This is a genomic window from Pseudomonas marginalis (assembly GCF_900105325.1).
In the GTDB taxonomy this organism is placed as follows: domain Bacteria; phylum Pseudomonadota; class Gammaproteobacteria; order Pseudomonadales; family Pseudomonadaceae; genus Aquipseudomonas; species Aquipseudomonas marginalis.
The window spans coordinates 2355953-2381265 of the sequence record NZ_FNSU01000003.1; the positions used below are offsets into that span (position 1 = coordinate 2355953).

A 25313-nucleotide genomic window follows, 5' to 3' on the forward strand; every position below is an offset into this window, starting at 1 on the left:
TGATTACTATCGAACCTCTCGCCTAGCGTTGCCGAGCCCGATTCCTATAATAACCTTCTAATTTTTCACCCTCGCCTGGCCTCAGGCGACATCCCCCCTTGGAACCCAGCATCATGCCAAGCGCCCTCCAGGCCCCCAGCGGCCGTCCCGAACATAATCAACAAAGCGTCAAACAGCAGTGGCTGGCGATTCTCTCGGTCGCGGTGGGCGCCTTCGCCCTGGTGACCAGTGAATTCCTGCCGGTGGGTGTACTCAACGACGTCGCCGCCGACCTCGGTATCAGTGCCGGTCGCGCCGGGCTGATGGTGACGCTGCCGGGCATCATGGCTGCCCTCGCCGCGCCGTTCCTGTCGGTGAGCATTGGTGCCATGGACCGTCGTTACCTGCTGATCGGCCTGACGCTGATCATGATCATCGCCAACTCGGTCGTGGCCTTTGCCAGTGACTTCAACCTGCTGCTGTTCGGCCGCGTATTGCTGGGCATCAGCATCGGCGGGTTCTGGGCCACGGCCATTGCCCTCAGTGGGCGGTTGGCGCCCAAGGGCGTGGGCGTCGCGAAGGCCACCTCGATCATCATGATGGGCGTGACCCTGGCCACCGTGCTCGGCGTGCCCGTCGGTACCTGGCTCAGCGGCCTGATGGGCTGGCGCATGACGTTCCTGGTCACTGCGTTGCTGGGCGTGCCGGTGCTGCTGGCGCAGGTGTTCCTGCTGCCGCGGCTCACCCCGGAGAAGGCCATTCGCATCAGTGACCTGCCGGCGTTGTTTATCAACCCACAGGCGCGGATCGGGTTGATCGCGGTGCTGTTGATCGGCCTGGCGCACTTTGCGGCCTATACCTATGTCGCGCCGTTCTTCAAATACAGTTCCGGCTTCGACGGGCCGACGATTGGTTCGCTGTTGCTGCTCTTCGGCGTGGCCGGGGTGTTCGGCAATATCTTTGCCGGTTTCGCCGCCAACCGCAGCGTGCGTCACACCCTGTTGCTGGTGGCGCTGATGATCGGCACCAGCACCGCGCTGTTCCCCCACTTCGCCACCGGCATGACCGGCGCAGCGATGCTGATCGGGCTGTGGGGCTTCGCCTTCGGCGCCTTCCCGGCCTGTGCCAGTATCTGGATGTTTGTGGTGGCGCCCAAGGATGTCGAACGCGGCATGCCGCTGTTCGTGGCCTTGTTCCAAGTAATCATTGCCTTGGGCTCGTTCTTCGGTGGGCGGATCGTCGACCAGTTGGGCAGCTCGGTGCTGTTGAGCCTGGCCACGGCGCTGCTGGGCTGCGGTTTTGTCACCGTGCTGGTGTTGGGGCGCAACGTCAGTAATAGCCTGGCGGCCCAGCCTGGCTAGGCCTGTGCGGCGGCTACGTGGGGAGCTGTCGCCATTTTTAAGCTGGTATCATCGCGGCCTGTCCAACCCGGGTACAACCTATGAATCGCCAGAAAAAACTGCAACAGCTGTTCAAGGCCAAAGCCAAAAAGGCCAGCGCCAAATTGGCACCGAAATCCAAGGATAAGTACATCAGCAAGGCCGAGCGGGAAAAGCTGGCGGCTGAGGCCGCCCAGGCGCCAGACATGTCCCCCGAGGGTTAACTCAGCAACCGCTCAGCGCTTCGGGCCGGCGCTCACCGGCAAAGAAAAACGGCCGCAGGCGCACGCCCACGCCGTTGCCGATAAACGCCGCCACCAGCCACACCCAGCCATGCAGGCTGCCCGAGGCGATGCCGCTGAAGTACGCGCCGATGTTGCAGCCGTAGGCCAGGCGCGAGCCGTAGCCGAGCAGCAGGCCGCCGATCACTGCGGCCAGCAGCGAGCGGGCCGGGATCTTCAGGCTGGGGGCAAAGCGTCCGGCCAGGCCGGCGGCCAACAGCGCACCGAGGACGATACCGATGTCCATGACGCTGGTGATGTCTTCCCACACCGGCGCAGCCAGGGCCTTGGCGTTGCCCGGCATTTGCCAGAACGCCCAGCTGGCCACGTCCACACCCAACCCGTTTGCCACCTTGGCGCCCCACAGCGCGAAGGCCGAGGTAATCCCCCACGGCCGCCCGGCCAGCGCCAGGGTGGCGTAGTTGAGCAACGCCAAACCAATCGCGCCCCATACCAACGGCCATGGCCCACGCAGGAAGCGGCGCAGGCCTTGGTGTTCGCTGGTCACGCCTTCTTCAAGCTGGCCGTGGCGGCGCTTTTCCAGGCTCACGGTGACGGCCGCGATGAGCGCAAACATGGCCAGGCTGGCGAGCAACGCGGGCACTACGCCGAAGCTCTTGACGATGGACACCGCCGGGAACGCCGGCAATGCAAACCACCAGTCCACATGGTGGGTGGCGATCAGCGAGCCGCAGATAAAGAACAACAGCGTCACCAGCATGCGCGCATTACCGCCGCCCACCGTGAACAGCGTGCCCGAGGCACACCCGCCGCCCAACTGCATGCCGATGCCGAAAATAAACGCGCCGAACACCACCGACACCCCGGCCGGCGCCACCAGCCCGACCACCGGTTGCCCGAACAACGTGCCCGCCCCCAGCGCCGGGAAAAACAGCAGCACCGCCAGCGCGAGCATCACCATCTGCGCCCGCAGGCCAGCGCCACGGCGATCATTGATAAACACGCGCCAGGCAGAGGTGAAGCCGAAGGCAGCGTGGTAAAGGGTCAAGCCCAGCGCGGCGCCAACCACCAGCAACAGCACCTGGCGCGAACCGACGCTGTTTTGCAGGAACAGGGCGCCCAGCACCAGGATGAAAAAGGCCACCAGCGGCGCGACAGGCTTGCGCGCAGGGGTGAGGGAAAGAGAGGTGCTCATGGGGTATCTCGGTTTGATTTGAAGGGGTGATTGCGAAGGGGCGAGTATAACCTGTGGGCGTTGTCGATCTTCAGCGAGGCTGCGATAGCGATGTGTCAGGCAACGTAGATGCAAGCGATGCCACCGTCAGCGCAGCCTCGCCAGGGCTCGATAACTCTTATCAAATCAAAATAACCAATTGATTTTTAAGGATTAAAACTTAACAAAAAAGTCTTGAGTCTTGCATAAACAATTTCAGGCTGACCGAATTCCTGTGGTGAGCGGGCTTGTCCCGCGTTGGGGTGCGAAGCGCCCCTGATGAAGATGAATGCGGTGTATCAGGTACTCCTCCGCGCCTGGTTTTGGGGCTGCTGCGCAGCCCAACGCGGGACAAGCCCGCTCACTACAGGGTCCCAGTTGGCTACACAACAGCCTCTCGCTGCGGTCACCTTGTATAGGGGGGTGGGGTATGACACACTCCGCCGCACTATAGGTAGGGGGGGTATACCGTGGGCCATATCGCAGCCAAGAAAGACAGCCTGATAAAACGGGTCAAGCGCATCGCCGGGCAGATTCAGGCGGTGGAAAAAGCCCTGGCGTCGGACGCCGACTGCGCCAAGACCCTGCACCTGGTGGCCGCTACGCGCGGCGCCATCAACGGCTTGATGGAAGAAATCATCGAAGAACACGCCAGGGCGCACGTGGCCGATCCCTCCCTCAGCGAGGAAGAACGCAGCAAGGGCGTCGAAGAACTGCTCGAAGCCATCCGGCGCTACGCCAAATGACGCCCACGACCCACCACGCCCACGACCATGTGTTCCTCGGCGCCGCCCACGACGAGAACGCCAGGCGCACCCTGTGGGTGGTGATGCTGACGGTGGTGATGATGGTGGCGGAAATTGCCGCCGGCTACCTCACCGGCTCCATGGCCCTGCTGGCCGACGGTTTTCATATGGCGACCCATGCCGGTGCCTTGGGCATTGCCGCCGCAGCCTATGCCTATGCCAAACGCCATGCGCGCAGCCCGCGCTACAGCTTCGGCACCGGCAAGGTGGGCGACCTGGGTGGCTTCGCCTCGGCGCTGATCCTGGCGCTGGTGGCCCTGGGCATTGGCGTCGAGTCGGTGATCCGCCTGCTGAAACCCACCGAGGTGCAGTTCGGTACCGCCACCCTGATTGCCGTCGTGGGCCTGGTGGTGAATATCGTCAGTGCGCTGTTGCTGGGCCACGGTCACAGCCATGAGCACGATCACGAGCACCACCACGGCAGCGACAACAACCTCAAATCCGCCTATGTGCATGTGCTCGCCGATGCGCTGACCTCGGTCCTCGCCATCGCCGCCTTGCTGGCCGGGCGTTACCTGGGCTGGGTGTGGCTGGACCCGGTGATGGGTATCGTCGGTGCCATCGTGATCGCGCGCTGGGCCTGGAGCCTGATGGGGGTGACCGCCGGTGTGCTGTTGGATCAAACCGATGAGCACGTCGCCGCCGAGATCCGCGAGTTGGTCGAGCAACCCGGCGACGCCAGGATTACCGACCTGCACGTGTGGCGCGTGGGCCCCGACGCCCACGCAGCGATCGTGAGTGTGCTCGGCCAGGCGACCACGGATGCCGACACCCTTCGCGAGCGTCTCAAGGCGGTGCATGAAGTGAGCCACCTCACCATTGAGTTTCGTTCGGCGTAAGCCTTTACCCCCCCAGGTGACCCCTTGGCTAAAGACATCGAAAACCCCTGCGTCTCCACCTGCCAGCTCAGCGGCGACCTGTGCGTCAGCTGTGGCCGCAGCAAGGACGAGATCCGCAAGTGGAAACGCATGAAACGCCCCGAGAAAATGGCCGCCGTGCAACGTGCAACCCAACGCTTGAAAGCGTTGAAAAAAGCCAGGTAAGCCGCTTGATCAGGAGCGCCCCACCGACCCCGATACCGGAAGGTTACCCAGCAATTTGAGCCCGGTGCTTTTCACGAAGGTGTCGTAGTCCATCGGCTTCTGGATACGCGTTTCGGCGTTGGGCAGCACGTAGGCCCAGGCGCGCTGGCTGGAGGCGTCGTACACCAGCTTGAACAGGCGCGTCGGCACCCAGATCTTGTTGGCGCCGATGGTGCTGTAGCCCGGGTCGAACAGCGGCCCGGTGAACACATACACGTCACCGCCCGCGCGCACCGCGAACTTGCGCACGTCGGCCTCGACCTTACTCCAGATCTTGCGGTTGTTGGTGGGGTCCTGAGGCACCATGTTCGACAGCGCAAACGACTGGGCCATGGCCTTGGCATCGGGGGCATCGGCGGCCGGGGATTGATGGCCGCGATCCATGGCCGGTTGCTGGCCATGGTAGTCGCTCAACTCGGCCCGCGCGCCCTTGGGAATGCGCGGGTCCGCGTAGAAATGGTTGGTCCGTTCCTCGCCTTTGGCGTCCTTGAGCTGGCGGGCGTTGAGGCGCTCGACCACCACCAGCGGCGTCTTGCTGGTTTGCGAATACAGCACGGCGAAATGGTCGGAGCACAGCGCCAGGGGTTTCATGCTGGCGGGGATGGTTGCGGTTTTGATCGGCGTCGCGCCAGGGAATACATCGGCACAGCTGTCGAACGACAACTGCCGTTCCTGAGTGGAATAAAGGTCTATCGCACCACGGGCATGTGCCCCGGCCGAAAACAGGATAAAGGCCGATAGCCCAACTGCAATGTTGCGTAGGTACATGGATTGAATCTTCGAAGGAAAGTGAAGCGGCAGGCTCCGCGTACGGAGCCAAGTGAATGATATTTCGAGGATTATGGACTAGCAGATGTCAGATTAGTGCCCGAGCGACGCCGGCTTTCCCGCACCCCGCGCGCCCGGCTTGAAGCCATGGGCGCTGGCCACCCAGGCAATGGCAAACGACACGGCCACCAACAGCAGCATCGCCCACGCAAATGCGCCCACGCCCCAGGTGTCCAGCAGCACGCCACCGACCACGCCGCTGCCGGCAATCGCGCTGTTCCACGCCACCACGTTCAGCGACAGCGCCACATCCGCGCCCTCTCCCGCCGCATCCGCCAGGGCGGTTTGCAGCAAGGTCGCGGCGCCGCCGAAGCTCAGGCCCCAGACCGCCACGCCGAGGTAAATCACCTGCGGCATCGTTCCCAGTAAGCCGAACACCAGGCTGATGAGCGCAAAGCTCGCCAGGCTTGCCAGCACGGTGTTGCGCAATAACGGCTCAACCAGCCTGGCCGTGAGCCAAATCCCCGCCAGCGCAGCGATCCCGAAGACCAGCAACACCAGGTCCACGCGCTCGGCCAAACCGGCCGGCGCCACGAACGGTGCGATGTAGGTGTACAGAATGTTGTGCGCCAGCATCCAACTGATCACCACCGCCAGCACAGGGCGCACGCCCGGCGTGGTCAGCACCTTGCCCAGCGACAGGCGTTGATGGGCGGGCTGCGGCGCGTAGTCCGGGACTTTTACCAGCACCCAGGCGATCAGTATCAGGCTCACCGCCGACATCAGGCCGAAGGTGGTGCGCCAGCCCACCAGGCCACCGAGCCAGGTGCCCAGCGGCACTCCCAACGACAGCGCAATCGGCGTGCCGACCATCGCCAGCGCCAGTGCCTTGCCCTGTTGGTGGGGCGCAACCATGCGCCGGGCGTAACCGGCCAGCAGGCTCCAGGCCAACCCCGCCGCCACCCCGGCAAAGAAGCGTGCCACCAGCGTCACGCCATAGTGGGACGACAACGCAGTGATCGAGTTGAACAGCAGGAAACCGACGATGGTCAGCAGCAGCACATTGCGCCGGCGCCAGCCACGGGTGGCGATGGTCATGGGGATCACCGCCAGCACCGAGCCCAGCGCATACGCGGTGACCATCTGCCCGGCCATCGACGGCGAAATCGCCAGGCCATCGCTGATCAACGGCAACAGGCCGGCGGGCAGGGTTTCGGTGACGATACAGATGAAGCCCGTCATCGCCAGGGCGAGCAAGGCACCGATGGGCAGGCGCTCGGAGGCGGCCGATAAAGTGAGTGAGGGGGTCACGGGAAACTCCTTGGGCAAGACTTAGATACTGATCGATATAAATGTTGCGGGCGATTGGTGCGCGTTGTCAACGACTTATGTATCGACTAGTATTTATCTCGCTTTCCCACCGGAGACCTGACATGGCACAAATGGGCCGCCCCCGCACCTTCGACCGCGAACACGCCGTGGAACAGGCCATGCACCTGTTTTGGCAGCATGGCTACGACGCCACTTCCCTGGCTCAACTCAAGGCGGGCTTGGGTGGCGGGATCTCCGCGCCGAGTTTCTACGCGGCGTTCGGCTCCAAGGAGGCGTTGTTCGACGAGTGTGTGCAGCGCTACCTGGCGACCTACGCCCAGGTCACCGAATGCCTGTGGGACGACACCCTGCCCCCGCGCCAGGCCGTCGAAACCGCGCTGCGCCAGTCGGCGCGCATGCAATGCGAAGACGGGCACCCCAAAGGCTGCATGGTGGCGCTGGGCGTGATGAGTGCGCCCAGCCCGGAAAATGCGCGGGTGGCCGACGGGTTGACCCAGTCGCGCCTGCGTACGCGGGCGGGGATTGTGGCGTGCGTGGAGCGCGCGGTTCGGTTGGGCCAGTTGCCGCAACAGACCCAGCCCGCCGTGATGGCGAGTGTGTTTGACAGTTTTTTGCAGGGGGTGTCGATCTTGGCGCGGGACAACGTGCCCCATGCCACCCTCGACGCGGCGATCAGCCAGTTGCTGATGAGCTGGGATGTTGCCGCGTCAACGGTACCTCCCCGTAGCACACCTTCGAAATAACCGCTCTCCATGGGGGGATAACCCAGCGGATGTTCAGCCCCGGCGATATAAATACGGCGCTCCCTGCGGGCCACGCTTGCTTTCGCTGATGGCACACCGCTAATCTTGCGAATAATTCTTATCCGCAGACGTATCCTTCCATGTCGGCAAGCAACCTTCCCTTGAACCAGGCTGTCCATGCGCTCTACACCGAGCACCATGGCTGGCTGTTCGGCTGGCTGCGCAAAAAGCTGGGTTGCCCCCATAACGCCGCGGATCTTTCCCACGATACGTTTGTGCGAATCCTCGCCTCCCGCGATGCCCTCGGTGGCATGCGCGAGCCCCGGGCGTTTCTCACCACAACGGCGCGCCACCTGATTATCGACCGCGCACGCCGCCGCCGGTTGGAAGAGGCCTACCTGCGGGAACTGGCGCTGACCGTCGAGATGATGGAGCAATGCCAACAGTCGCCGGAACAGATCCTCGTCACCCTGGAAGCGCTGGAGCAGATCGCCTTCGTGCTCGACGGCCTGGCCCTGAATGCGCGGCAGGCGTTCCTGCTGTACTTCCTCGAAGGCCTGCGCCAAAGCGACATCGCCAGCCGCCTGGGGATTTCCGAGCGCATGGTGCGCAAGCATTTGATGAACGCACTGATGCACTGCAACCACGCGTTGGACGTATGAGCAGCGACCTCGACCAGCAGGCCGCCAACTGGGTGATTCGCCTGAATGAAGGCAACCTCAGCGAGCGCGAGCAACAGCAATTCGAACGCTGGAAGGCCGCCGACCCACGGCACGTGGCGGCGTTTGAGCGCTTGCAGGGTTTTGTCGGGCGTTTGCAGGCGTTGCGCCCGCAACAGGCGCCGGTGCAGGCCGCGCTGGAAGCGGCACGGGTACGTCGGCGCAACCCGACCGGCCGCGTGCTGCTGGGCCTGTTGCTGGCGTTGCCGGTGGCCCTGGCACTGCGAACCTACCCGCCCGGTTACTGGCTGGCCGACCAGCGCACCGCCCCGGCGCAATGGCAGCGGGTCGACCTGGAAGATGGCTCGCAATTGACCCTCGGCGGCAACAGCGCCGTCGACCTGACTTTCAACGGCCAGCAGCGCCAGGTGCGCTTGCTGCGCGGCGAAATCCTCGTGCAAGTGGCCCATGATGCGACGCGGCCGTTTACGGTGGTGACCGACGACGGCCAGATGCGTGCCCTCGGCACGCGCTTCACGGTCAAGCGCGAAGCACCGGGCACACTGCTGGGTATGCTCGAATCCACCGTCGCCGCCACCGACGCCAGCCGGCATGACGCCGTCCAGGTCAGCGCCGGCGAACAGGCACGCATCACCCCGGACGCGGTCACGCTGTTGGGCAAGATCGACCCACGCGCCACGGACGACGCCTGGAAACACCATCAATTGGTGGTGCAGGACCGGCCGTTACCGGAGGTACTCGACGAACTCGCGCGCCAGTACGGCGGCCACGTGCAGTTCGATCGCCAGCAGTTGGCCGACCTGCGCGTGTCCGCGGTGTTGCCGCTGGATAACCCGCGGCGCGCCCTGCAATTGATTGCCGACGGCCTGCCGGTGCGTATCCGCGCATTCAGCCCGTTGTGGTTGCAGGTCGAACGCCTGGAAAAATAGTTTCGCCTGCCGGGTTCCGCTTTTCACGCCTGCCCCGTCAAGGAAGAAAGCACCTCAATAACAGGAATTTCTTCCATGCCCCGCCACCTCAAGCGTTCTCCCATACCCCTCGCCCTGGCGATCAACCTGGCCAGCCTGGCTGCGCTGAGCTTAGGCGTGTGCAGCCCGGTGGCGGCGCAGGAGGCGGCGCGTTATGCCATTGCCGCCGGCCCCCTGGGACCTGCGCTGAATCTGTTCGCCCAGCAGGCCCATGTGGCGCTGTTGTTCGACAGCACAACTGTCGCCGGCCTCAACACCACCGGCCTGCAAGGCGACTTCCCGGTGGCCCAGGGTTTTGCCCAGTTGCTGCGCGGCAGCGGCTTGCGGGCGGTGCAAGGCGCCAATGGCTACGTGCTGGTGCCGATCGACACCACAGGCTCCTTGGAACTGGGGCCCACGTCGATCACCGGACGGATCGAAGAGAGCAGCACCGATCACGTCCAGGGCTATGTCGCCACGCGCAACCTCAGCGCCACCAAGACCGACACGCCGATCATCGAAACCCCACAATCGCTGTCGGTGGTCACCAGCGACGAGATCCGCGACCGCCAATCGGAAACCCTGTCGCAGACCCTCGACCTGACCCCGGGCTTCACCAGCCAACCCACCAGCTTCAACCGCACCTCGGACCGCTTCCGCATTCGCGGCTTCGATGTGGAATCGGCCACCGGCGGCTCCCTGCGCGACGGCCTGCGCTTGCAGAACAACTCCTACGACGGCGTGCAGGAACCCTATGGCCTGGAACGTGCGGAAGTGATTCGCGGCGCGGCGTCGGTGCTGTATGGCCAGCTGTCGCCGGGCGGCCTGATCAATACCGTGAGCAAGCGCCCGAGCCAGACGCCCTACCACGAGATCAACCTGCAAGCCGGGCAGAACGACCGCAAGCAACTGTCCGCGGACTTCACCGGCCCGTTGGGCGACAGCGACACCTTGAGCTACCGCCTGACCCTGCTCGATCGCAAGAGCGACACCGCCGCCGACCATATCAACAACGATAAGATCTACGTGGCCCCGGCCCTGACCTGGCGGCCCGACGACGACACTTCGCTGACCCTGCTGTCGTTCTACCAGAAGACCGAAACCGGCTTCTCCGCGCCCCTGCCCTATCAGTTGACCAAAGGCGTCGGCGAAGGCCGGTTCCAGATCGGCCGCCACGACTTTATCGGCGAGCCGGACTACGACGAAATGAACGGCGAGATGTCGGCGCTGGGCTATGAGTTCGAACATCGCTTCGATGAACACACGCGCATCAGCAACAAGCTGCGTTACTACCAGTCGGATGTGACCTGGCGTTACCTGCAAGTCAACATCGCCGGCACCAACATCGGCACCGCACAAACCACCGGCCTGCTGCGACGCCAATACAGCGACCGCCAGGAACGCTCGCGAGGCCTGGCCAGCGACACCAATATCGAGAGCAAATGGCAGTTCGGCGACTGGCAGCACACCTTCCTGCTGGGTTTCGATGGCTACGACACCAGTTACGATTCGCACAACTTCCGTGGCAACGCACCGTCGCTGAACCTGGCGACCTACAACTACGGCCAGCCGGTGGTGGTCAATAAAAACCCCGCGACCGACCGTGGCTCGCAGATCGATACTCTGCAAAAAGGCATCTACTTCCAGGACCAGATCAAGTTCGACGAACGTTGGATACTGCTGCTCGGTGGCCGTCATGATTGGGCGGACCAGCACACCGAACTGTTCCGCAATGGCGCCGACAGCGGCAAAAGCGATGAAGCCACCACCTGGCGCGCGGGCCTGGTGTACAAGGCCGACAACGGCCTGGCGCCCTACATCAGCTACAGCGAATCGTTCTTCCCGGTGGCCGGCGCCAACAAGGCAGAGCAAAGCTTTGTGCCCACCGAGGGCAAGCAATATGAGATCGGTATCCGCTATCAACCCGAAGGCAGCGCCACGCTGCTGAGTGCGGCGGTGTACCAGTTGGAACAGCGCAACGTGTTGAGCCAGGACCGCACCGACCTCAATTTCTCGGTACAGGTCGGCGAAGTGCGCTCCCGTGGTTTCGAGTTGGAAGCCAAGACCGAAGTCACCCCCAACCTCAGCCTGATCTCGTCCTACGCCTACATCGACGCACGCATCACCAAAAGCGATATCGCCAGCGAAATCGGCCAGCGCAGCGAAGACACCCCCTACCACCAGGCCGCCCTCTGGGCCGATTACCGCCTGGCGGCGCTCGGCATCCCGCAACTGCGCATCGGCGGCGGCGCCCGCTACAAAGGCACTACCCAGGCCTCCGGCGTGCCGTCATCGATGCCCGCTTATACCCTGTACGACGCCCGCGCCAGCTACGAGATCGACCCGCATTGGGAAGTCGCGCTGAACGCCAATAACGTCACCAACAAGCGCTACACCTACTGCGAATTCGCGATTTGCCGCTATGGCGATGAGCGACAGTTGGTCAGTTCGTTGACGTATCGCTGGTAAGGCGCACCGGCAGCGGCTCGGCAATGTTCAGCCTGGGTCCGCAGCCAGGCTGAGCACGTGGATCTTGTCGACAATCTGCCGTGAAGCCTTACGGATCGCCGTCGTCGTGCTGCCGGCGATATGCGGTGTCAGTTGGGCGTTGCCGATGCCTGCCAGTGGCGAGTCAAAGCGGTCTTTTTCGTGGACAAAGGTATCGATGGCAACCGCTTTTATATGCCTGGGAAACGCGGTCATGAAGCTTGCCAACTGGGCTTCGTCGACGATGCCGCCGCGAGCGGTATTGATCAGTATCGAGCCTTGGCGCATCTGCCTGAACTGGGCAAGGCCGAACAGGCCTTGGGTCAGCGGTGTCAGCGGTACGTGGATAGACACCACGTCGGCCTCCCCCAGCAATTGCTCGAGGGTTTGCCGTCGCTCAAGCCCAAGGCTGTGCGCGACCTGCTGCGTAAAACGCTCTGAACCGCTGGCGATGACCTTGATACCGAGCGATCCCGCTTTGCGTGCGACGGCTTGGGCAATGCTGCCGGTACCGACCAACCCGAGCGTGAGTTCACCGAATTCGCGGCCTGGCGCCAGGGTGCCCTTGGCCCAGCGACCGTTATGCGTTTGGGCGTTGTAGTGGTCCAGGTCCCTGGATAAAAACAACGCCTGGGCGATGACGTATTCGGCCACCGCCGCCGCGTTGGAGCCCGGTGTGTTGAGTACGCTCACGCCCCACCGTTCAGCCTCTTGCCGGTCGATATGGTTAACGCCTGTACCCGCCTGGGCGATGGCGCGCAGCGGCGTTGGCAGGGCCGGTGATGCAGCGGCGCGGATCAGCTCGCGCTCAATGGGAATATTCAGGCGCGTCTTGAACACGCTATACCCCCCGGCCTGGGTCACGGCGTCGATGAAAGCGTGCCTGTCGTGGCCATTGATCTCGGTGTACCGGATGCGCTCGCCATAATGCTCGCGGATACTGTGTTTATCGGTGAAATAGTAGAGATTCAGGGTAACGACCAGGCCCAACTCAAGGAATCGGTCGACTTCCTCGAACAGCAACGGCGGGCCGGGTGCATCCAGTATCAGGGTGGTGAATGCCATACCTGTGAGCCTCTTTAAAGGGTGTTCAACCGCACCAATACACTAGCATCGCGCCACACTTGCTCTAAAACAACAATCGCGAAAAATCGCAGCACACCTGCGCCATCCGCGCCACGTCCTGGTTCAAGCCGAACTGTCGATCCACGCGATGCAACGCTACATACTGGATATTCGGCAACTCCGGCTGCGTGACCAGCGCGCGTAATGCACCGTGCTCGATCAGGTGCGACAAACACGCCTTGGGCAAATAACTCACGCCGATCCCCGACAGCGCCAACCCCACCTGCACCAGCAGGTTGTGGCTGGTGAGGGTGCGCGGCATCTGCACATTGTGCGCGGCCAGCCAACGCTCGTAGATCAGGCCGGTGCCCGACTGCGAACCCTGGGTCAGCACGGTGTAATCGGCCAGCACTTCCAGGCAGACGGGGTCGGGGTGCGGGATCAGGCCAGGCGCGCAGATCCAGGCGTTTTCCACGCTTTGCAGGACGGTGCTGTGGAAGCGCGGGTCGCTGTAGACGTCCGGCACAATCACCAGGTCGAGTTGGTCGCTTTCCAGCTTGCGAAACAGTTCGCTGCTCAGTTCCACTGACGGTTCGATCTGCACCTTGGGGTAGGCCTGGCGCAACGCTTCCACCAGCGCCGGCAGCCAGGTCAAGGCGGTGAGTTCGGTGACGCCGAGGCGAAAACGGCGCACCAGCACCTCGCGGGCGCTGACCCGTTCGAGCAGTTGGTCGCGGCTGTCGAGCAGGTCGCGGGCATAGTCGAGCAGCTCACCGCCCTTCTCCGTCAGCCGGGCGTTGCGCTTGCTGCGGTCGAAAATCTCGACGTCGAAGGTGTCTTCCAGCTCCTGGATGCGCTTGGAGATGGCCGACTGAGACATGTTCAGCTTGTTCGCCGCCGCTTCGAAGCTGCCGAGTTCGGCGATCCAATACAGCGCATCGATTTGCTTGAAGGTGATCATGGCGACCAAATCATGAAAAAAAGCGATGCTATCACATCATAAAATATCGCTAAAACTCTCCCGTCATCACTCCTAAGATCCGGCCATAGCCCATCGCTATCCAACAATTCTGGAGATTTGCCATGTCCTTGCCCGGTTCACGCATCCTTCCCAACGCGCCCATGGCGCCGGCCGAACTGGTCGAGGCGTTTGCCCATGTCGTCACCCCGCATATCAGCGACAACCTCGGCCGCCATATCGGCGCCCGCGGCCTGACCCGCTACAACCGCAGCGGCAAGCTGGTGGGTACGGCGATCACGGTCAAGACCCGCCCCGGCGACAACCTGCTGATCTACAAGGCCATGAGCCTGCTGCAACCCGGCCATGTGCTGGTGGTGGACGGCCAGGGCGACACCAACAACGCGGTGATCGGCGAGTTGATCAAGCTGTATGCCCAACAGCGCGGTTGCGTGGGGTTTGTGATCGACGGCGCGATTCGCGATGTCGCCAGCTTTGAGGACACCCCCTGCTACGCCCGCGCCGTGGTGCATACCGGCCCGTACAAGACCGGCCCCGGCGAAGTGAACGTGCCGGTGTCCATCGGCGGCATGGTGGTCAACCCCGGCGACCTGCTGGTGGGTGATGAAGACGGCCTGGTCGCGTTCTCCCAGGCCGACGCCGCCGAAGTGCTGCGCCGTGCCGCACAACATGCCGAACATGAAGAAGCGGTCAAGGCAGAGATCGCCAGCGGTGCGGTGCGCCAGAGCTGGATCGACAAGGCCCTCAACAACGCCGGCCTGGCGTGAAGGAGTCCGAGATGAGCACTGCATTTTTGTCGGACCGCGTCCTGGGCATCGCACCCTCCCCCAGCATCGCCGCCAACGCCCTGGTCACCGAGTTGCGCGCCCAGGGCCGCGACATCGTCAACTTCACCGTGGGCGAGCCGGACTTCGACACCCCGGCGCACATTCTCGAGGCCGCCAGCCTGGCGATGCGCAGCGGTGACACCCATTACACCGCCACCACCGGCACCCTCGCGCTGCGCCAGGCCATCTGCCTGAAACTGCAGCGCGACAATGATCTGGTGTATGGCCTGGACGAAGTCGTCGCCGGTTGCGGCGGCAAGCACATCATTTATCACGCGTTGGCCGCCACCTTGAATCGCGGCGATGAAGTCATCGTGCACACGCCGTATTGGGTCTCGTACCCGGACATCGCACGGCTCAACGATGCCACGCCGGTGATCATCCCGGGCGATGAAAGCCTGGGTTTCAAGCTGTCGCCCGCCGCCCTCGAAGAGGCGATCACCCCACTCACCAAATGGGTGATCCTCAACAGCCCGAACAACCCCAGCGGCGCGGTGTACAGCGAAGCCGAGCTGCTGGCCCTGGCGCAGGTGCTGCGCCGCCACCCCCATGTGCTGGTCATGGCCGATGAGATCTACGAACACTTCGTCTACGGCGACGCCCAACATGTGCCGCTGACACGCCTGGCGCCCGACCTCAAGCCACGCACGCTGATCGTCAACGGCGCGTCCAAGGGCTATGCGATGACCGGTTGGCGCCTGGGCTTTGGCGCCGGGCCGGCGTGGCTGATCGCGGCCATCGCCAAGCTGCTGTCGCAGACCACTACCTGCCCCAGCTCAGTGAGCCAGGCCGCCGCCGTGGCTGCATTCGCCGGTGACCAGGCGCCTATTGCGGCGATGCGCGGGGAATACCGGCAGCGTCGTGCCCTGATGCTGGAGCGACTGGCGGGTATTCCAGGCCTGGGCATCATCCCGCCCGATGGCGCGTTTTATGTGTTCGCCAACGTCAGCGGCCTGATGGGCAAGCTCACCCCCCAGGGTGATCGCCTCGACAGCGACACCCAACTGGTGGACTACCTGCTGCGCGACTACGGCCTGGCCACGGTCAGCGGCGCGGCCTACGGCATGTCGCCGTATGTGCGCCTGTCGTTCGCAAGCGCCCTGGACGTGATCGAAGAAGGGTGCCGTCGCCTCAAAGACGCATGCCATGACCTGCGCTGACGGCCACCCGTAACACCCGGCGACCAGCGGACGGTCGCCTTTTGACTGCCTAGAACAACAACTTAAAAATCATTGATCTCAAATGAGGCATTCCCATGCACACGCCCCGTATCGCGCTGGTCTGGCAAATCATGATCGGCTTGCTCGCCGGTATCGCCATTGGTGCCCTGCTGCACCGCTTTCCCGAGTCCCGACCGTGGCTGGTGGACAATCTCCTGCAACCGGCGGGCGATATCTTTATCAAGCTGATGAAGATGATCGTGGTGCCTATCGTGTTTGCCTGCATGGTGGTGGGCATTGCCGGCCACGGTGACGGCAAATCCCTGGGCCGTATCGGGGTCAAATCCCTGGGCTATTTTTTCTGCATCACCACCCTGGCGATCATCATCGGCCTGGTCATGGGCAACCTGCTCAAGCCCGGCGCCGGCACTGAACTGTCCAGCCTGCACGCGGCGAATATCACCCTGCCCACCAGCAACGGCGCCGGTCATAGCCTGGGGCAGATCATCGTCGGCATCATCCCCGACAACGTGGTCAACGCCATGGCCCAGGGCAGCCTGTTGTCGGTGCTGTTTTTTGCGGTGATGTTCGGCCTGGGCGTGGCGCGCCTGCCCGCCGAGCGCAAGGACCCGGTGATCGCGCTGCTGCGCGGGGTCAGCGACGCGATGTTCAAGGTCACCTCGATGATCATGGCCTACTCGCCCATCGGCGTGTTCGGCATGATCGCCGTGACCGTGGCCAACTTCGGCTTCAGCTCATTGCTGCCGTTGGCCAAGCTGATCATGGTCAGCTATGTGGCCATCGCGTTCTTTGTGCTGGTGGTGCTCAACCTGGTGGCGCGCGTGTGCGGGATCAACCTGTTCGCGCTGATGCGCCATATCAAGGATGAGCTGGTGCTGGCCTTCTCCACCGCCAGCTCGGCGGCGGTGATGCCGCAACTGATGAAAAAACTCGAAACCTACGGCGTACCTCCTTCGCTGGTGAGCTTTGTGGTGCCGGTGGGTTACTCGTTCAACCTCGACGGCGCTTCCCTGTTCCTCGGCATCGGCACCCTGTTCGTCGCGCAGTTGTACGGCATCGACCTGAGCATGGGCGATCAGGCCTTGCTGGTGGTGACCATGGTGCTCACCTCCAAGGGGGCCGCCGGAGTACCGGGATTCATGTTCGTGATCCTCTCGGCCACCCTGGCCAGCGCGGGTTTGCCGTTGGAAGGCATCGCGTTTATCGCTGGGGTGTATCGCTTGATGGAGATGCCGACCACGGCGCTGAATGTGCTGGGCAATGCGCTGGCGCCGTTGGTGATTGCCAAGTGGGAGGGGCGTGAGGGGCGGGCTGGGCGGCAGCAGAAAGCGCAAAATGTGCAGATGGAATGAAGTGGCTGCTGGGCTTCTGTGGCGAGCGGGCTTGCCCCGCGTTGGGGTGCGAAGCGCCCCTGATGAAGACGAATGCGGTGTATCAGGCACTCCTCTTCGCCTGGTTTTGGGGCTGCTGCGCAGCCCAACGCGGGGCAAGCCCGCTCGCCACAGGTACAGTGTTCCTCTTTAACTGACCGGCATTGGGGCAAGCCCGCTCACTACAAAGGCGCCACATTTTGACCTCGCCACATCGAATAAAGGCGCTCCGAAGAGCGCCTTTATTCATTCCAGCCTTACTGCTCGCTGATGGATTTCACCTCGGCCTTGGCAGCACCGCCAATCGCAATGCGCTTAGGCTTGGCTTCCTCCGGTACCACCCTGAGCAGGTCGATGCTCAGCAACCCGTTGGCGAGTTGTGCGCCCTGCACTTCAATGTGGTCGACCAGGCGGAACGACAAACGGAACGCGCGCTGGGCGATGCCCTGGTGCAGGTAGGTGATGCCCTCATCGTGTTCGCGCTTGCCGCCGGCGACGGTCAACACGCCTTTTTCCACCTGGATCTCCAGGTCATCCTCCACCAGGCCTGCCGCCGCGATGACGATCCGGTAGTGATCTTCACCGTGCTTCTCGACGTTGTGAGGTGGGTAGGTGGTACCGGCCTCGCTGCGAAGCGCCGATTCAAAAAGGTCATTGAAGCGGTCAAAGCCGACGGAATGACGGAACAGTGGGGCCAACGAAAGAGTAGTAGCCATTGCAAAATCTCCTGAGTTTTCTCCAAGTGATTTGACACGCGACCCGTATTCGGCATCGCGTAAAACCTAAGTAGGTTCAGGGGAAAAAATTTCAAGCAGCGCCAGCAAAAAAATTTATCCGCTGCTGTGATTGCGTGCAGACAGGCTGACGCAATGAGCATCCCCCTAGGTCGAACAATCACTCAACGCCACATAGCGAAACGACAATTGTTGACTAGACTCATGGGCGCACTGCACTGGCAATGGGAATCGCTGCATGAGTGAAACAAACGCGCGGGCAGGGATGTTTTCCAGCCCGTGGCGACACAGGGAGTTGTTGTTTTCCATGGTCCAGCGGGAAGTGATTGGGCGTTATCGAGGCTCCATCATGGGGCTGTTGTGGTCGTTCCTTAACCCGCTATTCATGTTGCTGGTCTACACCTTCGTGTTCAGCGTGATGTTCAAGCTGCGCTGGCCCGCGGGCGACGGTTCGCGCACCGAGTTTGCGCTGCTGGTATTTGCCGGCCTGCTGGTGTTCAACGTGTTCGCCGAATGCGTGGGGCGTGCGCCGGGCCTGATCATCGCCAATGCCAACTACGTCAAGAAAGTCGTGTTCCCCCTCGAGATCCTGCCGTGGGTGGTGCTGGGCGCCGTGTTGTTCCACACCCTGGCCAGCCTGGTGATCTGGCTGGTCTTCCACCTGGTGTTTTTCGGCTGGCCGCCCCTGACCAGTGTGTTGCTGCCCCTGGTGTTATTGCCACTGGCGCTCTTCACACTGGGAGTCACCTGGCTATTGGCAGCGCTGGGGGTTTACCTGCGTGATGTCGGCCAGGTGGTGGGCGTGCTGACCACGGCATTGATGTTTGTCTCGGCGATTTTTTACCCGACCAGCGCATTTCCGCCGGCCTACCAGGGCATCCTTCACCTCAACCCGCTCACCCTGGTGGTCGAACAGGCCCGTGACGTGCTGTTCTGGGGCGTGATACCGGACCCTTTCACCTGGGCCTGCGGCCTGCTGGTGGCGGGGGGTATCGCCTGGCTAGGGTTCACCTGGTTCCAGAAAACCCGCAAAGGATTTGCCGATGTGCTCTGACATCGCCGTACAAACGGCCCACCTGAGTAAGAGCTATCACATCTACGACACGCCCAGGGATCGCCTGTGGCAGCTGTTGTCTCGCGGGCAAAAGCAGTTCTATCGAGAATTCTGGGCACTGCGGGACGTGTCGCTGCAACTGTGCAAAGGTGAAACGGTAGGGATCATCGGTCGCAACGGCAGCGGCAAATCGACGCTGCTGCAACTGATCTGCGGCACGCTCAGTGCCACCTCCGGCAGCATTGAGAGCCATGGCCGCGTGGCGGCGTTGCTGGAGCTGGGCTCGGGCTTCAATCACGATTTCACCGGGCGTGAAAACGTCTATATGAACGGTGCGGTATTGGGGCTCAGTCACGCGGAAATCGACGCCCGTTTTGCCCAGATCACCGACTTTGCCAATATTGGCGACTTCATCGACCAACCCACCAAGACCTACTCAAGCGGCATGCTGGTGCGACTGGCCTTCGCCGTCGCGGTGTGCGTGGACCCCGACATCCTGATCGTCGATGAAGCCCTGGCAGTGGGCGACGCGTCCTTCCAGTTCAAGTGCCTCAATCGGCTGGAAGCGCTCACCCAGCAAGGCACGACGCTGCTGTTCGTGTCCCATGACATGGGCATGGTCAAACGCTTTTGCAATCGGGTGATTTACCTGCGCGAAGGCCAGGTGCGCGCCAGTGGCTCTCCCGAAGAAATGGCCGAACTCTACCTGCTGGAGATGCGTGACGAACAGCGTCGCTGGGCCAGCGGCGGCGCGGTGGCGGTCGCCCCCAAGGCGTTTCTTGCCCAACAGGCTGGCATCGCCTTTGGCACCGATGAGGGGCATATCGTTGCGGCCTGCTTTACCAACACGGACAGCCTGTATTCAAGCTTTGTGTATGGCGAGACCATCCAGCTGCGTATCGAAACCCGGGTACGCGAAAGCATCGACCTGCCGACCCTCAGCGTGACGATCCAGGAGGCCCGGCTGCTGGTGATCGGCGGCGCCAACCTGCCGCTTCACCTGGAGGCAGCGCACGAGGGCTGGCGCAAGGCGACGCTCAACGTCCGCTTCCCCGCCAACCTTGCGGCGGGCAAGTACCACATCACGCTGAAACTGATGAATGGCCACCTCGAAGAAACCGCGCAGCTTATCGAGAAGCAGGTCGCGCTGCTGGCGTTCGACACCTTGCCGGGCCCCCGGGAATTCCTTGGTTTCGTCGATCTGGGAATAGAGGCCGGTCCTGCCCCTCACACGAATGAACCGGGGGTGCTGCAATGAGCCGAGAGTGGCAGGTCGGGATCTTCGGCACATTCGATGTCGCCAATTATGGCGACTTGCTGTTTCCCATCCTCGCCGAGGCGGAATTGACCCGGCGCCTGGGCACGATAACGCTGCACCGGTTTTCCTATCACGGGAAAACGCCGTCCGAATGGCCGTACGAGGTCACCTCACTGAGCCGTTTGCCGGACATCGCCGGTCAGTTGGATGGAGTATTGATCGGCGGTGGTTTCATTGTGCGTTTCGACAAGCTGGTGGCAAGCGGTTATTACCCCCCGGATGCCGCCATTCACCACCCCACCGGCTACTGGCTGACGCCCGCGCTGATCGCGCTGCAACATGGCATCCCATTGATCTGGAATGCGCCGGGCATGCATTGCAACGACATCCCGCCGTGGGCCGCACCACTGGTGCAACTGACCCTCGAACACAGCCCGCACATCAGGGTACGCGATGCGCTGTCCCAATCGGCCCTGGCCCAACTGTCACCGACGGCCCAGGTCGAGGTGCTTCCCGACACGGCCTTTGGCCTGCCACGCCTGCTCGACCCTCAATCGCCTTCTGCCCCGTTCCTGGAGCTGTGCAGCAGCGCCGGCCTGACCCAACCCTATCTGGTGGTGCATGCGATGTGGGGGTTGAACAGCTTCCTGCAGCTGTGGCAAACCCATGCCGGGCAGTTCGAGGACGTGCAACTGCTGCTGCTGCCCATAGGGCCAGTACTGGGTGATCACGAATCCGTACTGGGCGACGGCCTTGCGCGCGCGCGTTGCCTGCCCTTCTGGCCAGAGCCCCTGCTGCTGGCAGAACTGCTCGCCCATGCCGAAGGAGTAATCGGACACAGCTACCACCTGGCGATCAGTGCATTGGCCTTTGGTGTGCCGATCTTCTGCTCGGCGGACCTGGGCACCGGCAAATACACTGCGCTGCCGAGCCATGGACGAATATTCCAATTACGCCGGGACCAGCCGATTGATCCGCAGTGGTTTCGCGCACAGCTGGGCAAGCAACCGGTGTCCCAGGTGACCGCCGACGCGATGGTACAGATCGACGCACATTGGGACCGCGTGGCCGAGTTGATCCGCGAAGGTCGCAGGCCCACGCAGCCCGCGCTCAACCGCTACTGGCAAGCCTTGCCGGGTGTTCTCGAAGACCTGCACTCACTCCTCGAAAGCCAGGCCGCCGAGCGACAACACGAACGCGAGCAACATCAACAGGCACTGGAAACGCTGTACCGCTCCAACTCGTTCAAGCTGACGGCGCCGTTGCGCCATCTGCGCCGAACCCTGAACAAATGGCTGGGAGCCCTTCGACATGATTGACCTGAGCAAACTGACGGCCCAACGCCTGCAGACCGTGCCTTTTTCCTGGGCGCAAATCGGTGCGCTCTACACCCCCGACGATGCCAAGGCGCTGGCCGAAACCTACCCGCACGACCACTTCAAGACGGTCTCCGGCTACGGCGGGGCCAAGGACTACGAATACGAGGCGCGGCAATTGATCGCCATGGGCAGCCACGAAGTGGTCAATCCACAAGCCTTGAGCCCGCAATGGCTGGCACTGGCCCACAGCCTCTGTTCGCCGCAGTACCGCCAGGCCCTCTCCGCGCTGACCGGGGTGGACGTGACCGAGGTCCCCATGGAGGCCAACCTGTTCCACTACGGCCCCGGGGCCAACCTCGGGCCGCACCCGGACCTGGACGACAAACTGGTCACGCACATTTTGTACTTCAATCAGACCTGGGACCCCGCCGATGGCGGCTGCCTGCAGATCCTCGGCTCTGCCAGGCCCACCGATATCGTCGCGCAAGTGACGCCCGAGGTCGGCAACTCGGCGATTCTGGTGCGCGCCGACAACTCCTGGCATGCGGTTTCACGGGTGGTCGAGGGTTGTCGTTCTTCCAGGCGCAGCGTGACGGTGACGTTTTACCGCCCCGGCTCTACCAGCTCGATGTGGCCGGACAACGACCCGACACCTCTGCACGCTTACGGCGAACAGCACAACACAAGGTTTTCATGAAGGACGGCATCATGGATAAGGACACTCTGGCCACCCTTGAGCGCGAAAGCGTTCGCATGGAACGCGATGCGGCCATCAGGGAGCGAGACGCGGCGCTGGCCTACATCGCCATGTTGAAAAATACCCGCTCGTGGCGGATCACCAAGCCCTTGCGGGCGCTGCTGCATTGGTTGAGGTATCGGGCGCCGCACACAGAAGCCGACACGCCCGACTTCCTGCACGGGCAATATCTGCCGTTGCACACTGCATCGAAAAAAACACTGTCGCCATCGGCTGATTCAGCATCACCAGAGGCGCGCTTCGACATCCTCTGCTTCGCCAACATCGACTGGGCCGCACGCTTCCAGCGGCCCCAGCAGTTGATGAGCCAGTTCGCCCGTCACGGCCACCGCGTGTTCTACATCATGCCCTCCCGCAGCGCCGAGCCTGGCCAGGCCTACAGCACCTTGGAAGTGGCACCCGGGGTATTCGAGGTGACATTGCAGCGCGACGAGTTCGTAGACTGCTACACCCAGCGCATGTCGGAAAAACACCTGCAAACCTACGCCAACGCAATCGATGCGCTGGCCAAGGATTGGCGCATAAAAACCGCAGTCAGCGTGGTGCACCTGGCGTTCTGGTCTGCGCTCGCGCATCGGTTGCGCGGCACCCACGGCTGGAAAATCCAGTACGACTGCATGGATGACTGGGTGGGCTTTCCGGGGATCGGCGCGACGTTGCTGGAGGAAGAGCACACCCTGGTCCGAGACGCCGACCTGGTGACGGTCACCGCTGCCCTGCTGCAGGAAAAATGGGCCGCGATGAGCCGCAACTGCCTGTTGCTGCGCAATGGCGTGGATGTCGAGTTCTTCGAGCGCAATTGTGTGCCCAACCCCTTGATGGCGGAGATCGAGCGGCCGCTGATCGGCTTCTACGGTGCCCTGGCCGAATGGGTCGATTTGCCCTTGATCGCGGGCATCGCCCGGCTGCGGCCGGACTGGAACTTTGTGTTGATCGGCGACATTTTCGTCAAGGACCTGGCCGGGCTGGACCGCCTGCCCAATGTGCATTTACTCGGCAGGAAGCCCTATGCACAGATGCCGTTGTACCTCTACCACTTCAATGTCTGCCTGATCCCGTTTCGCCTGTATAACGTGACCCATGCGGTCGACCCGGTGAAGTTCTACGAATTCATCAGCGCGGGCAAACCGGTGGTGTCGGTGCCACTGGAAGAAATGCAGATCTACGCGGATTTCGTGTATTTCGCCAGCGAACCGCAGGCCTTCATCGAGCAGATCGAGCGCGCCCTGAACGAAACCGATACCCAGGCCGCCAGCCGGCGCCTGGCACTCGCCAGCGCCAATGAATGGCGCCACCGCTTCGACGCCAACCTCAGTGCGCTGAAGTCCTTGCACCCGAAAGTGTCGATCGTGATCGTCACCTATAACAATGTCGAACTGACCCAGGGCTGCATCCAAAGCCTGTTGCGCAACACCACGTACCCCGATTACGAACTGATCATTGTCGACAATGCGTCCTCGGACGACACGCGCAACTACCTGCGTTACCTGGGCCGCACCCACGCGAACGTCACCCTGGTGCTCAATGACCGCAACCTGGGCTTCGCCGCCGCGAATAACCAGGGGCTGCGCCTGGCGGCCGGGGAATACCTGGTGCTGCTCAACAACGATACCGTGGTGCCCAAGGGCTGGGTCGACCCGTTGCTGCGCCACCTGCAAGACCCGCAGATTGGCCTGGTCGGCCCGATGACCAACTCGGTAGGCAACGAAGCGAAAGTGCTCGTCGACTACGTCGGCCTCGAACACATGGAGGCCTTCGCCGATCAACACGTCGCGCGGCATCGCGGTCGCACCTTCGATATCAGCATGCTCGCCATGTTCTGCGTGGCCATGCGCCGCGAGGTGCTGGAACGCATCGGTTGGCTGGATGAGGCGTTCGGCATCGGCATGTTCGAAGACGATGACTACAGCCGGCGCATCCAGGCGGCCGGCCTCAGGACCGTGTGTGCCGAGGATGCCTTTATCCACCACTACGGGCAGGCGTCCTTCAAGAAGCTGATTGCCAGCGGCGAGTATCAAGCGCTGTGGGACAAGAACCAGGCGTACTTTGAAAGCAAATGGGGCACATGGACGCGCCCTGAACCGCAGCGCAAATCGGGTAACCCTTGACCAACCAAAGGAAGACACCGTGTTCAAGCGAATCATGCACAAGCTCAACGGCAAGCGCGAAGGGATCGGCGCCGACAAGCAAGTCACAGCGGATCACTGGTCAGAAAACATGGCCGGCTCCGACGCCTTTTCTGCGGATGTCTATTGGCTGGCGGTACCGACCGTACAACGCCGCCATCAGCACAAGGCAACGGCGGGCAGCGGCCATCCGGGCTGGCTGCAGTACTGCCTGAAGGAGTTTCTCGGCAACCCGGCGCCAGGCACACGGATGCTGAGCATCGGCTGCGGCACCGGCACCCTGGAGCGCGAACTCTACAGGCTCAAGGCGTTCGAGCACTGTGACGGCGTGGATATAGCGCCTGCCGCCCTCGAGGTGGCCAGAGCCGAGGCGCTGGCGATGGGCGCGTCGACGATCCAGTACTCCCTGTGTGATATCGAACGCACTGACCTGCCAGGCAATCACTACGACGCAGTCTGGTTCAATGGCTCACTGCACCATATCCGCGAGCTGGAAGTGGTCTGCCAGCGGGTTCGCCATAGCCTGAAACCCGGCGGCTGGCTGTTTTTCAATGAATATGTCGGGGCCAATCACTTTGCCTTTGATGCCCAGCAAAGGGCGGCCATCAGCCATGCGTTCGGCTTGATTCCCGAGCATTTGCGCCGCTCATTCGTGAAGGGTTCATACGGCCAGGTTCAACAGGTCGTGCCACTGCCCGACCCCGCCGAGGTGGTGAAAGTCGACCCGTCGGAAGCCGTGCGTTCGGCAGATATTCTGCAGGTGGTGCAGGAGCACTTTGATGTGCGTGCGCTGAACCTCTGCGGCGGTTCGCTGCTGCAGTTTCTGCTGCACGGTATCGCCGGCAACTTCACCGCGGACAACCCGCAGTCCCTCAGGGTGCTGCAGATGTTGTTCGACATCGAAGACGGGCTGATCGAGTCGGGCACGCTGAAAAGCGACTTTGTGGTGGTCGCCGCATCGCCGAAAACGTCAGGATGAGGTCGC

The 25313-nt window shown here is 62.7% G+C and carries 24 protein-coding genes; 18 read left to right on the forward strand and 6 right to left on the reverse strand.

What is annotated here, in order from left to right:
* Positions 1–113 precede the first annotated feature (113 nt).
* Both BLW22_RS20070 and BLW22_RS20075 read left to right on the forward strand, forming a co-directional pair.
* Positions 114–1340, forward strand: coding sequence for an MFS transporter (locus BLW22_RS20070; protein WP_074847354.1), 1227 nt, complete (start codon positions 114–116; stop codon positions 1338–1340).
* Positions 1341–1420: 80 nt separating this feature from the next.
* The gene (locus BLW22_RS20075; protein WP_065923882.1) at positions 1421–1582 is read left to right on the forward strand and encodes a DUF2986 domain-containing protein; all 162 of its coding nucleotides are present in this window, start codon (positions 1421–1423) and stop codon (positions 1580–1582) included.
* 1 nt (position 1583) lies between these two features.
* Here BLW22_RS20075 and BLW22_RS20080 read toward each other — a convergent pair whose 3' ends face one another.
* Positions 1584–2795: a YeeE/YedE family protein gene (locus BLW22_RS20080; RefSeq protein ID WP_074847355.1), complete on the reverse strand. Its 1212-nt coding sequence runs from the start codon at positions 2793–2795 to the stop codon at positions 1584–1586.
* Positions 2796–3283: 488 nt separating this feature from the next.
* Here BLW22_RS20080 and BLW22_RS20085 point away from each other — a divergent pair, with 488 nt between their 5' ends.
* The 3 genes from BLW22_RS20085 to BLW22_RS20095 are packed head-to-tail and all read left to right on the forward strand — an operon-like array spanning position 3284 to position 4662.
* A complete protein-coding gene (locus BLW22_RS20085; protein ID WP_074847356.1) occupies positions 3284–3559 on the forward strand; it encodes a metal/formaldehyde-sensitive transcriptional repressor in 276 nt (91 codons plus the stop codon).
* The gene (dmeF, locus tag BLW22_RS20090; RefSeq protein ID WP_065923884.1) at positions 3556–4458 is read left to right on the forward strand and encodes a CDF family Co(II)/Ni(II) efflux transporter DmeF; all 903 of its coding nucleotides are present in this window, start codon (positions 3556–3558) and stop codon (positions 4456–4458) included. The genes BLW22_RS20085 and dmeF overlap by 4 nt, the downstream gene beginning before the upstream one ends.
* Before the next feature lie 24 nt (positions 4459–4482).
* Entirely contained in the window at positions 4483–4662 is a 180-nt protein-coding gene (locus tag BLW22_RS20095) for a DUF1289 domain-containing protein (RefSeq protein WP_027604002.1), read from the forward strand.
* 9 nt (positions 4663–4671) lie between these two features.
* Here BLW22_RS20095 and BLW22_RS20100 read toward each other — a convergent pair whose 3' ends face one another.
* Positions 4672–5469, reverse strand: a complete 798-nt coding sequence (locus BLW22_RS20100) for a DNA/RNA non-specific endonuclease (protein WP_065947627.1) — start codon at positions 5467–5469, stop codon at positions 4672–4674.
* A 93-nt stretch (positions 5470–5562) separates the two neighbouring features.
* On the reverse strand, positions 5563–6780 hold the full coding sequence (locus BLW22_RS20105; RefSeq protein WP_074847357.1) for an MFS transporter: 1218 nt from the start codon (positions 6778–6780) through the stop codon (positions 5563–5565).
* A gap of 122 nt (positions 6781–6902) precedes the next feature.
* On the opposite strand from BLW22_RS20105, the gene BLW22_RS20110 reads away from it, so the two are divergent.
* The 4 genes from BLW22_RS20110 (at position 6903) to BLW22_RS20125 (ending at position 11640) form a co-directional block, all read left to right on the forward strand.
* A complete protein-coding gene (locus BLW22_RS20110; RefSeq protein WP_065947625.1) occupies positions 6903–7544 on the forward strand; it encodes a TetR/AcrR family transcriptional regulator in 642 nt (213 codons plus the stop codon).
* A 140-nt stretch (positions 7545–7684) separates the two neighbouring features.
* A complete protein-coding gene (locus BLW22_RS20115; protein ID WP_074847358.1) occupies positions 7685–8206 on the forward strand; it encodes a sigma-70 family RNA polymerase sigma factor in 522 nt (173 codons plus the stop codon).
* Positions 8203–9153: a FecR family protein gene (locus BLW22_RS20120; RefSeq protein ID WP_074847359.1), complete on the forward strand. Its 951-nt coding sequence runs from the start codon at positions 8203–8205 to the stop codon at positions 9151–9153. The genes BLW22_RS20115 and BLW22_RS20120 overlap by 4 nt, the downstream gene beginning before the upstream one ends.
* A 75-nt stretch (positions 9154–9228) precedes the next feature.
* Positions 9229–11640, forward strand: a complete 2412-nt coding sequence (locus BLW22_RS20125) for a TonB-dependent siderophore receptor (RefSeq protein WP_065923890.1) — start codon at positions 9229–9231, stop codon at positions 11638–11640.
* Between the two features lie 27 nt (positions 11641–11667).
* On the opposite strand, the gene BLW22_RS20130 is transcribed toward BLW22_RS20125, so the two are convergent.
* Positions 11668–12723, reverse strand: a complete 1056-nt coding sequence (locus BLW22_RS20130; RefSeq protein WP_074847360.1) for an NAD(P)-dependent oxidoreductase — start codon at positions 12721–12723, stop codon at positions 11668–11670.
* Positions 12724–12787: 64 nt separating this feature from the next.
* Positions 12788–13684, reverse strand: a complete 897-nt coding sequence (locus BLW22_RS20135; protein ID WP_074847361.1) for a LysR family transcriptional regulator — start codon at positions 13682–13684, stop codon at positions 12788–12790.
* Positions 13685–13806: 122 nt separating this feature from the next.
* Here BLW22_RS20135 and BLW22_RS20140 point away from each other — a divergent pair, with 122 nt between their 5' ends.
* The 3 genes from BLW22_RS20140 (at position 13807) to BLW22_RS20150 (ending at position 17062) form a co-directional block, all read left to right on the forward strand.
* Complete coding sequence (locus BLW22_RS20140) at positions 13807–14469, forward strand: RraA family protein (protein WP_065940452.1); 663 nt, start codon at positions 13807–13809, stop codon at positions 14467–14469.
* An 11-nt stretch (positions 14470–14480) separates the two neighbouring features.
* Positions 14481–15689 (forward strand): pyridoxal phosphate-dependent aminotransferase, encoded by a 1209-nt coding sequence (locus BLW22_RS20145; RefSeq protein ID WP_074847362.1) that lies wholly within the window; start codon positions 14481–14483, stop codon positions 15687–15689.
* Between the two features lie 95 nt (positions 15690–15784).
* Entirely contained in the window at positions 15785–17062 is a 1278-nt protein-coding gene (locus BLW22_RS20150) for a cation:dicarboxylate symporter family transporter (protein WP_074847363.1), read from the forward strand.
* A gap of 275 nt (positions 17063–17337) precedes the next feature.
* On the opposite strand, the gene BLW22_RS20155 is transcribed toward BLW22_RS20150, so the two are convergent.
* Complete coding sequence (locus BLW22_RS20155) at positions 17338–17796, reverse strand: Hsp20 family protein (RefSeq protein WP_027603994.1); 459 nt, start codon at positions 17794–17796, stop codon at positions 17338–17340.
* A 256-nt stretch (positions 17797–18052) separates the two neighbouring features.
* Here BLW22_RS20155 and BLW22_RS20160 point away from each other — a divergent pair, with 256 nt between their 5' ends.
* The 6 genes from BLW22_RS20160 to BLW22_RS20185 are packed head-to-tail and all read left to right on the forward strand — an operon-like array spanning position 18053 to position 25307.
* Positions 18053–18868, forward strand: coding sequence for an ABC transporter permease (locus BLW22_RS20160; protein ID WP_074847364.1), 816 nt, complete (start codon positions 18053–18055; stop codon positions 18866–18868).
* Positions 18858–20126 carry an ABC transporter ATP-binding protein gene (locus BLW22_RS20165; RefSeq protein ID WP_074847365.1) on the forward strand — a complete coding sequence of 423 codons (1269 nt, stop codon included), beginning with the start codon at positions 18858–18860 and terminating at the stop codon, positions 20124–20126. Before BLW22_RS20160 ends, BLW22_RS20165 begins: the two co-directional genes overlap by 11 nt.
* A complete protein-coding gene (locus tag BLW22_RS20170) occupies positions 20123–21445 on the forward strand; it encodes a polysaccharide pyruvyl transferase family protein (RefSeq protein WP_065923899.1) in 1323 nt (440 codons plus the stop codon). Before BLW22_RS20165 ends, BLW22_RS20170 begins: the two co-directional genes overlap by 4 nt.
* Positions 21438–22142 carry a 2OG-Fe(II) oxygenase family protein gene (locus tag BLW22_RS20175; RefSeq protein WP_065947616.1) on the forward strand — a complete coding sequence of 235 codons (705 nt, stop codon included), beginning with the start codon at positions 21438–21440 and terminating at the stop codon, positions 22140–22142. Before BLW22_RS20170 ends, BLW22_RS20175 begins: the two co-directional genes overlap by 8 nt.
* A gap of 11 nt (positions 22143–22153) precedes the next feature.
* Positions 22154–24310 (forward strand): glycosyltransferase, encoded by a 2157-nt coding sequence (locus BLW22_RS20180; RefSeq protein ID WP_074848218.1) that lies wholly within the window; start codon positions 22154–22156, stop codon positions 24308–24310.
* A gap of 19 nt (positions 24311–24329) precedes the next feature.
* On the forward strand, positions 24330–25307 hold the full coding sequence (locus BLW22_RS20185; RefSeq protein ID WP_235865600.1) for a class I SAM-dependent methyltransferase: 978 nt from the start codon (positions 24330–24332) through the stop codon (positions 25305–25307).
* Positions 25308–25313 lie beyond the last annotated feature (6 nt).

Coding starts and splice junctions, on each gene's coding strand:
- BLW22_RS20070 (WP_074847354.1), top strand. CDS start 114: ATGCCAAGCGCCCTCCAGGCCCCCAGCGGCCGTCCCGAACATAATCAA.
- BLW22_RS20075 (WP_065923882.1), top strand. CDS start 1,421: ATGAATCGCCAGAAAAAACTGCAACAGCTGTTCAAGGCCAAAGCCAAA.
- BLW22_RS20080 (WP_074847355.1), bottom strand. CDS start 2,795: ATGAGCACCTCTCTTTCCCTCACCCCTGCGCGCAAGCCTGTCGCGCCG.
- dmeF (WP_065923884.1), top strand. CDS start 3,556: ATGACGCCCACGACCCACCACGCCCACGACCATGTGTTCCTCGGCGCC.
- BLW22_RS20100 (WP_065947627.1), bottom strand. CDS start 5,469: ATGTACCTACGCAACATTGCAGTTGGGCTATCGGCCTTTATCCTGTTT.
- BLW22_RS20110 (WP_065947625.1), top strand. CDS start 6,903: ATGGCACAAATGGGCCGCCCCCGCACCTTCGACCGCGAACACGCCGTG.
- BLW22_RS20115 (WP_074847358.1), top strand. CDS start 7,685: ATGTCGGCAAGCAACCTTCCCTTGAACCAGGCTGTCCATGCGCTCTAC.
- BLW22_RS20120 (WP_074847359.1), top strand. CDS start 8,203: ATGAGCAGCGACCTCGACCAGCAGGCCGCCAACTGGGTGATTCGCCTG.
- BLW22_RS20125 (WP_065923890.1), top strand. CDS start 9,229: ATGCCCCGCCACCTCAAGCGTTCTCCCATACCCCTCGCCCTGGCGATC.
- BLW22_RS20130 (WP_074847360.1), bottom strand. CDS start 12,723: ATGGCATTCACCACCCTGATACTGGATGCACCCGGCCCGCCGTTGCTG.
- BLW22_RS20135 (WP_074847361.1), bottom strand. CDS start 13,684: ATGATCACCTTCAAGCAAATCGATGCGCTGTATTGGATCGCCGAACTC.
- BLW22_RS20140 (WP_065940452.1), top strand. CDS start 13,807: ATGTCCTTGCCCGGTTCACGCATCCTTCCCAACGCGCCCATGGCGCCG.
- BLW22_RS20145 (WP_074847362.1), top strand. CDS start 14,481: ATGAGCACTGCATTTTTGTCGGACCGCGTCCTGGGCATCGCACCCTCC.
- BLW22_RS20150 (WP_074847363.1), top strand. CDS start 15,785: ATGCACACGCCCCGTATCGCGCTGGTCTGGCAAATCATGATCGGCTTG.
- BLW22_RS20155 (WP_027603994.1), bottom strand. CDS start 17,796: ATGGCTACTACTCTTTCGTTGGCCCCACTGTTCCGTCATTCCGTCGGC.
- BLW22_RS20160 (WP_074847364.1), top strand. CDS start 18,053: ATGAGTGAAACAAACGCGCGGGCAGGGATGTTTTCCAGCCCGTGGCGA.
- BLW22_RS20165 (WP_074847365.1), top strand. CDS start 18,858: ATGTGCTCTGACATCGCCGTACAAACGGCCCACCTGAGTAAGAGCTAT.
- BLW22_RS20170 (WP_065923899.1), top strand. CDS start 20,123: ATGAGCCGAGAGTGGCAGGTCGGGATCTTCGGCACATTCGATGTCGCC.
- BLW22_RS20175 (WP_065947616.1), top strand. CDS start 21,438: ATGATTGACCTGAGCAAACTGACGGCCCAACGCCTGCAGACCGTGCCT.
- BLW22_RS20180 (WP_074848218.1), top strand. CDS start 22,154: ATGGATAAGGACACTCTGGCCACCCTTGAGCGCGAAAGCGTTCGCATG.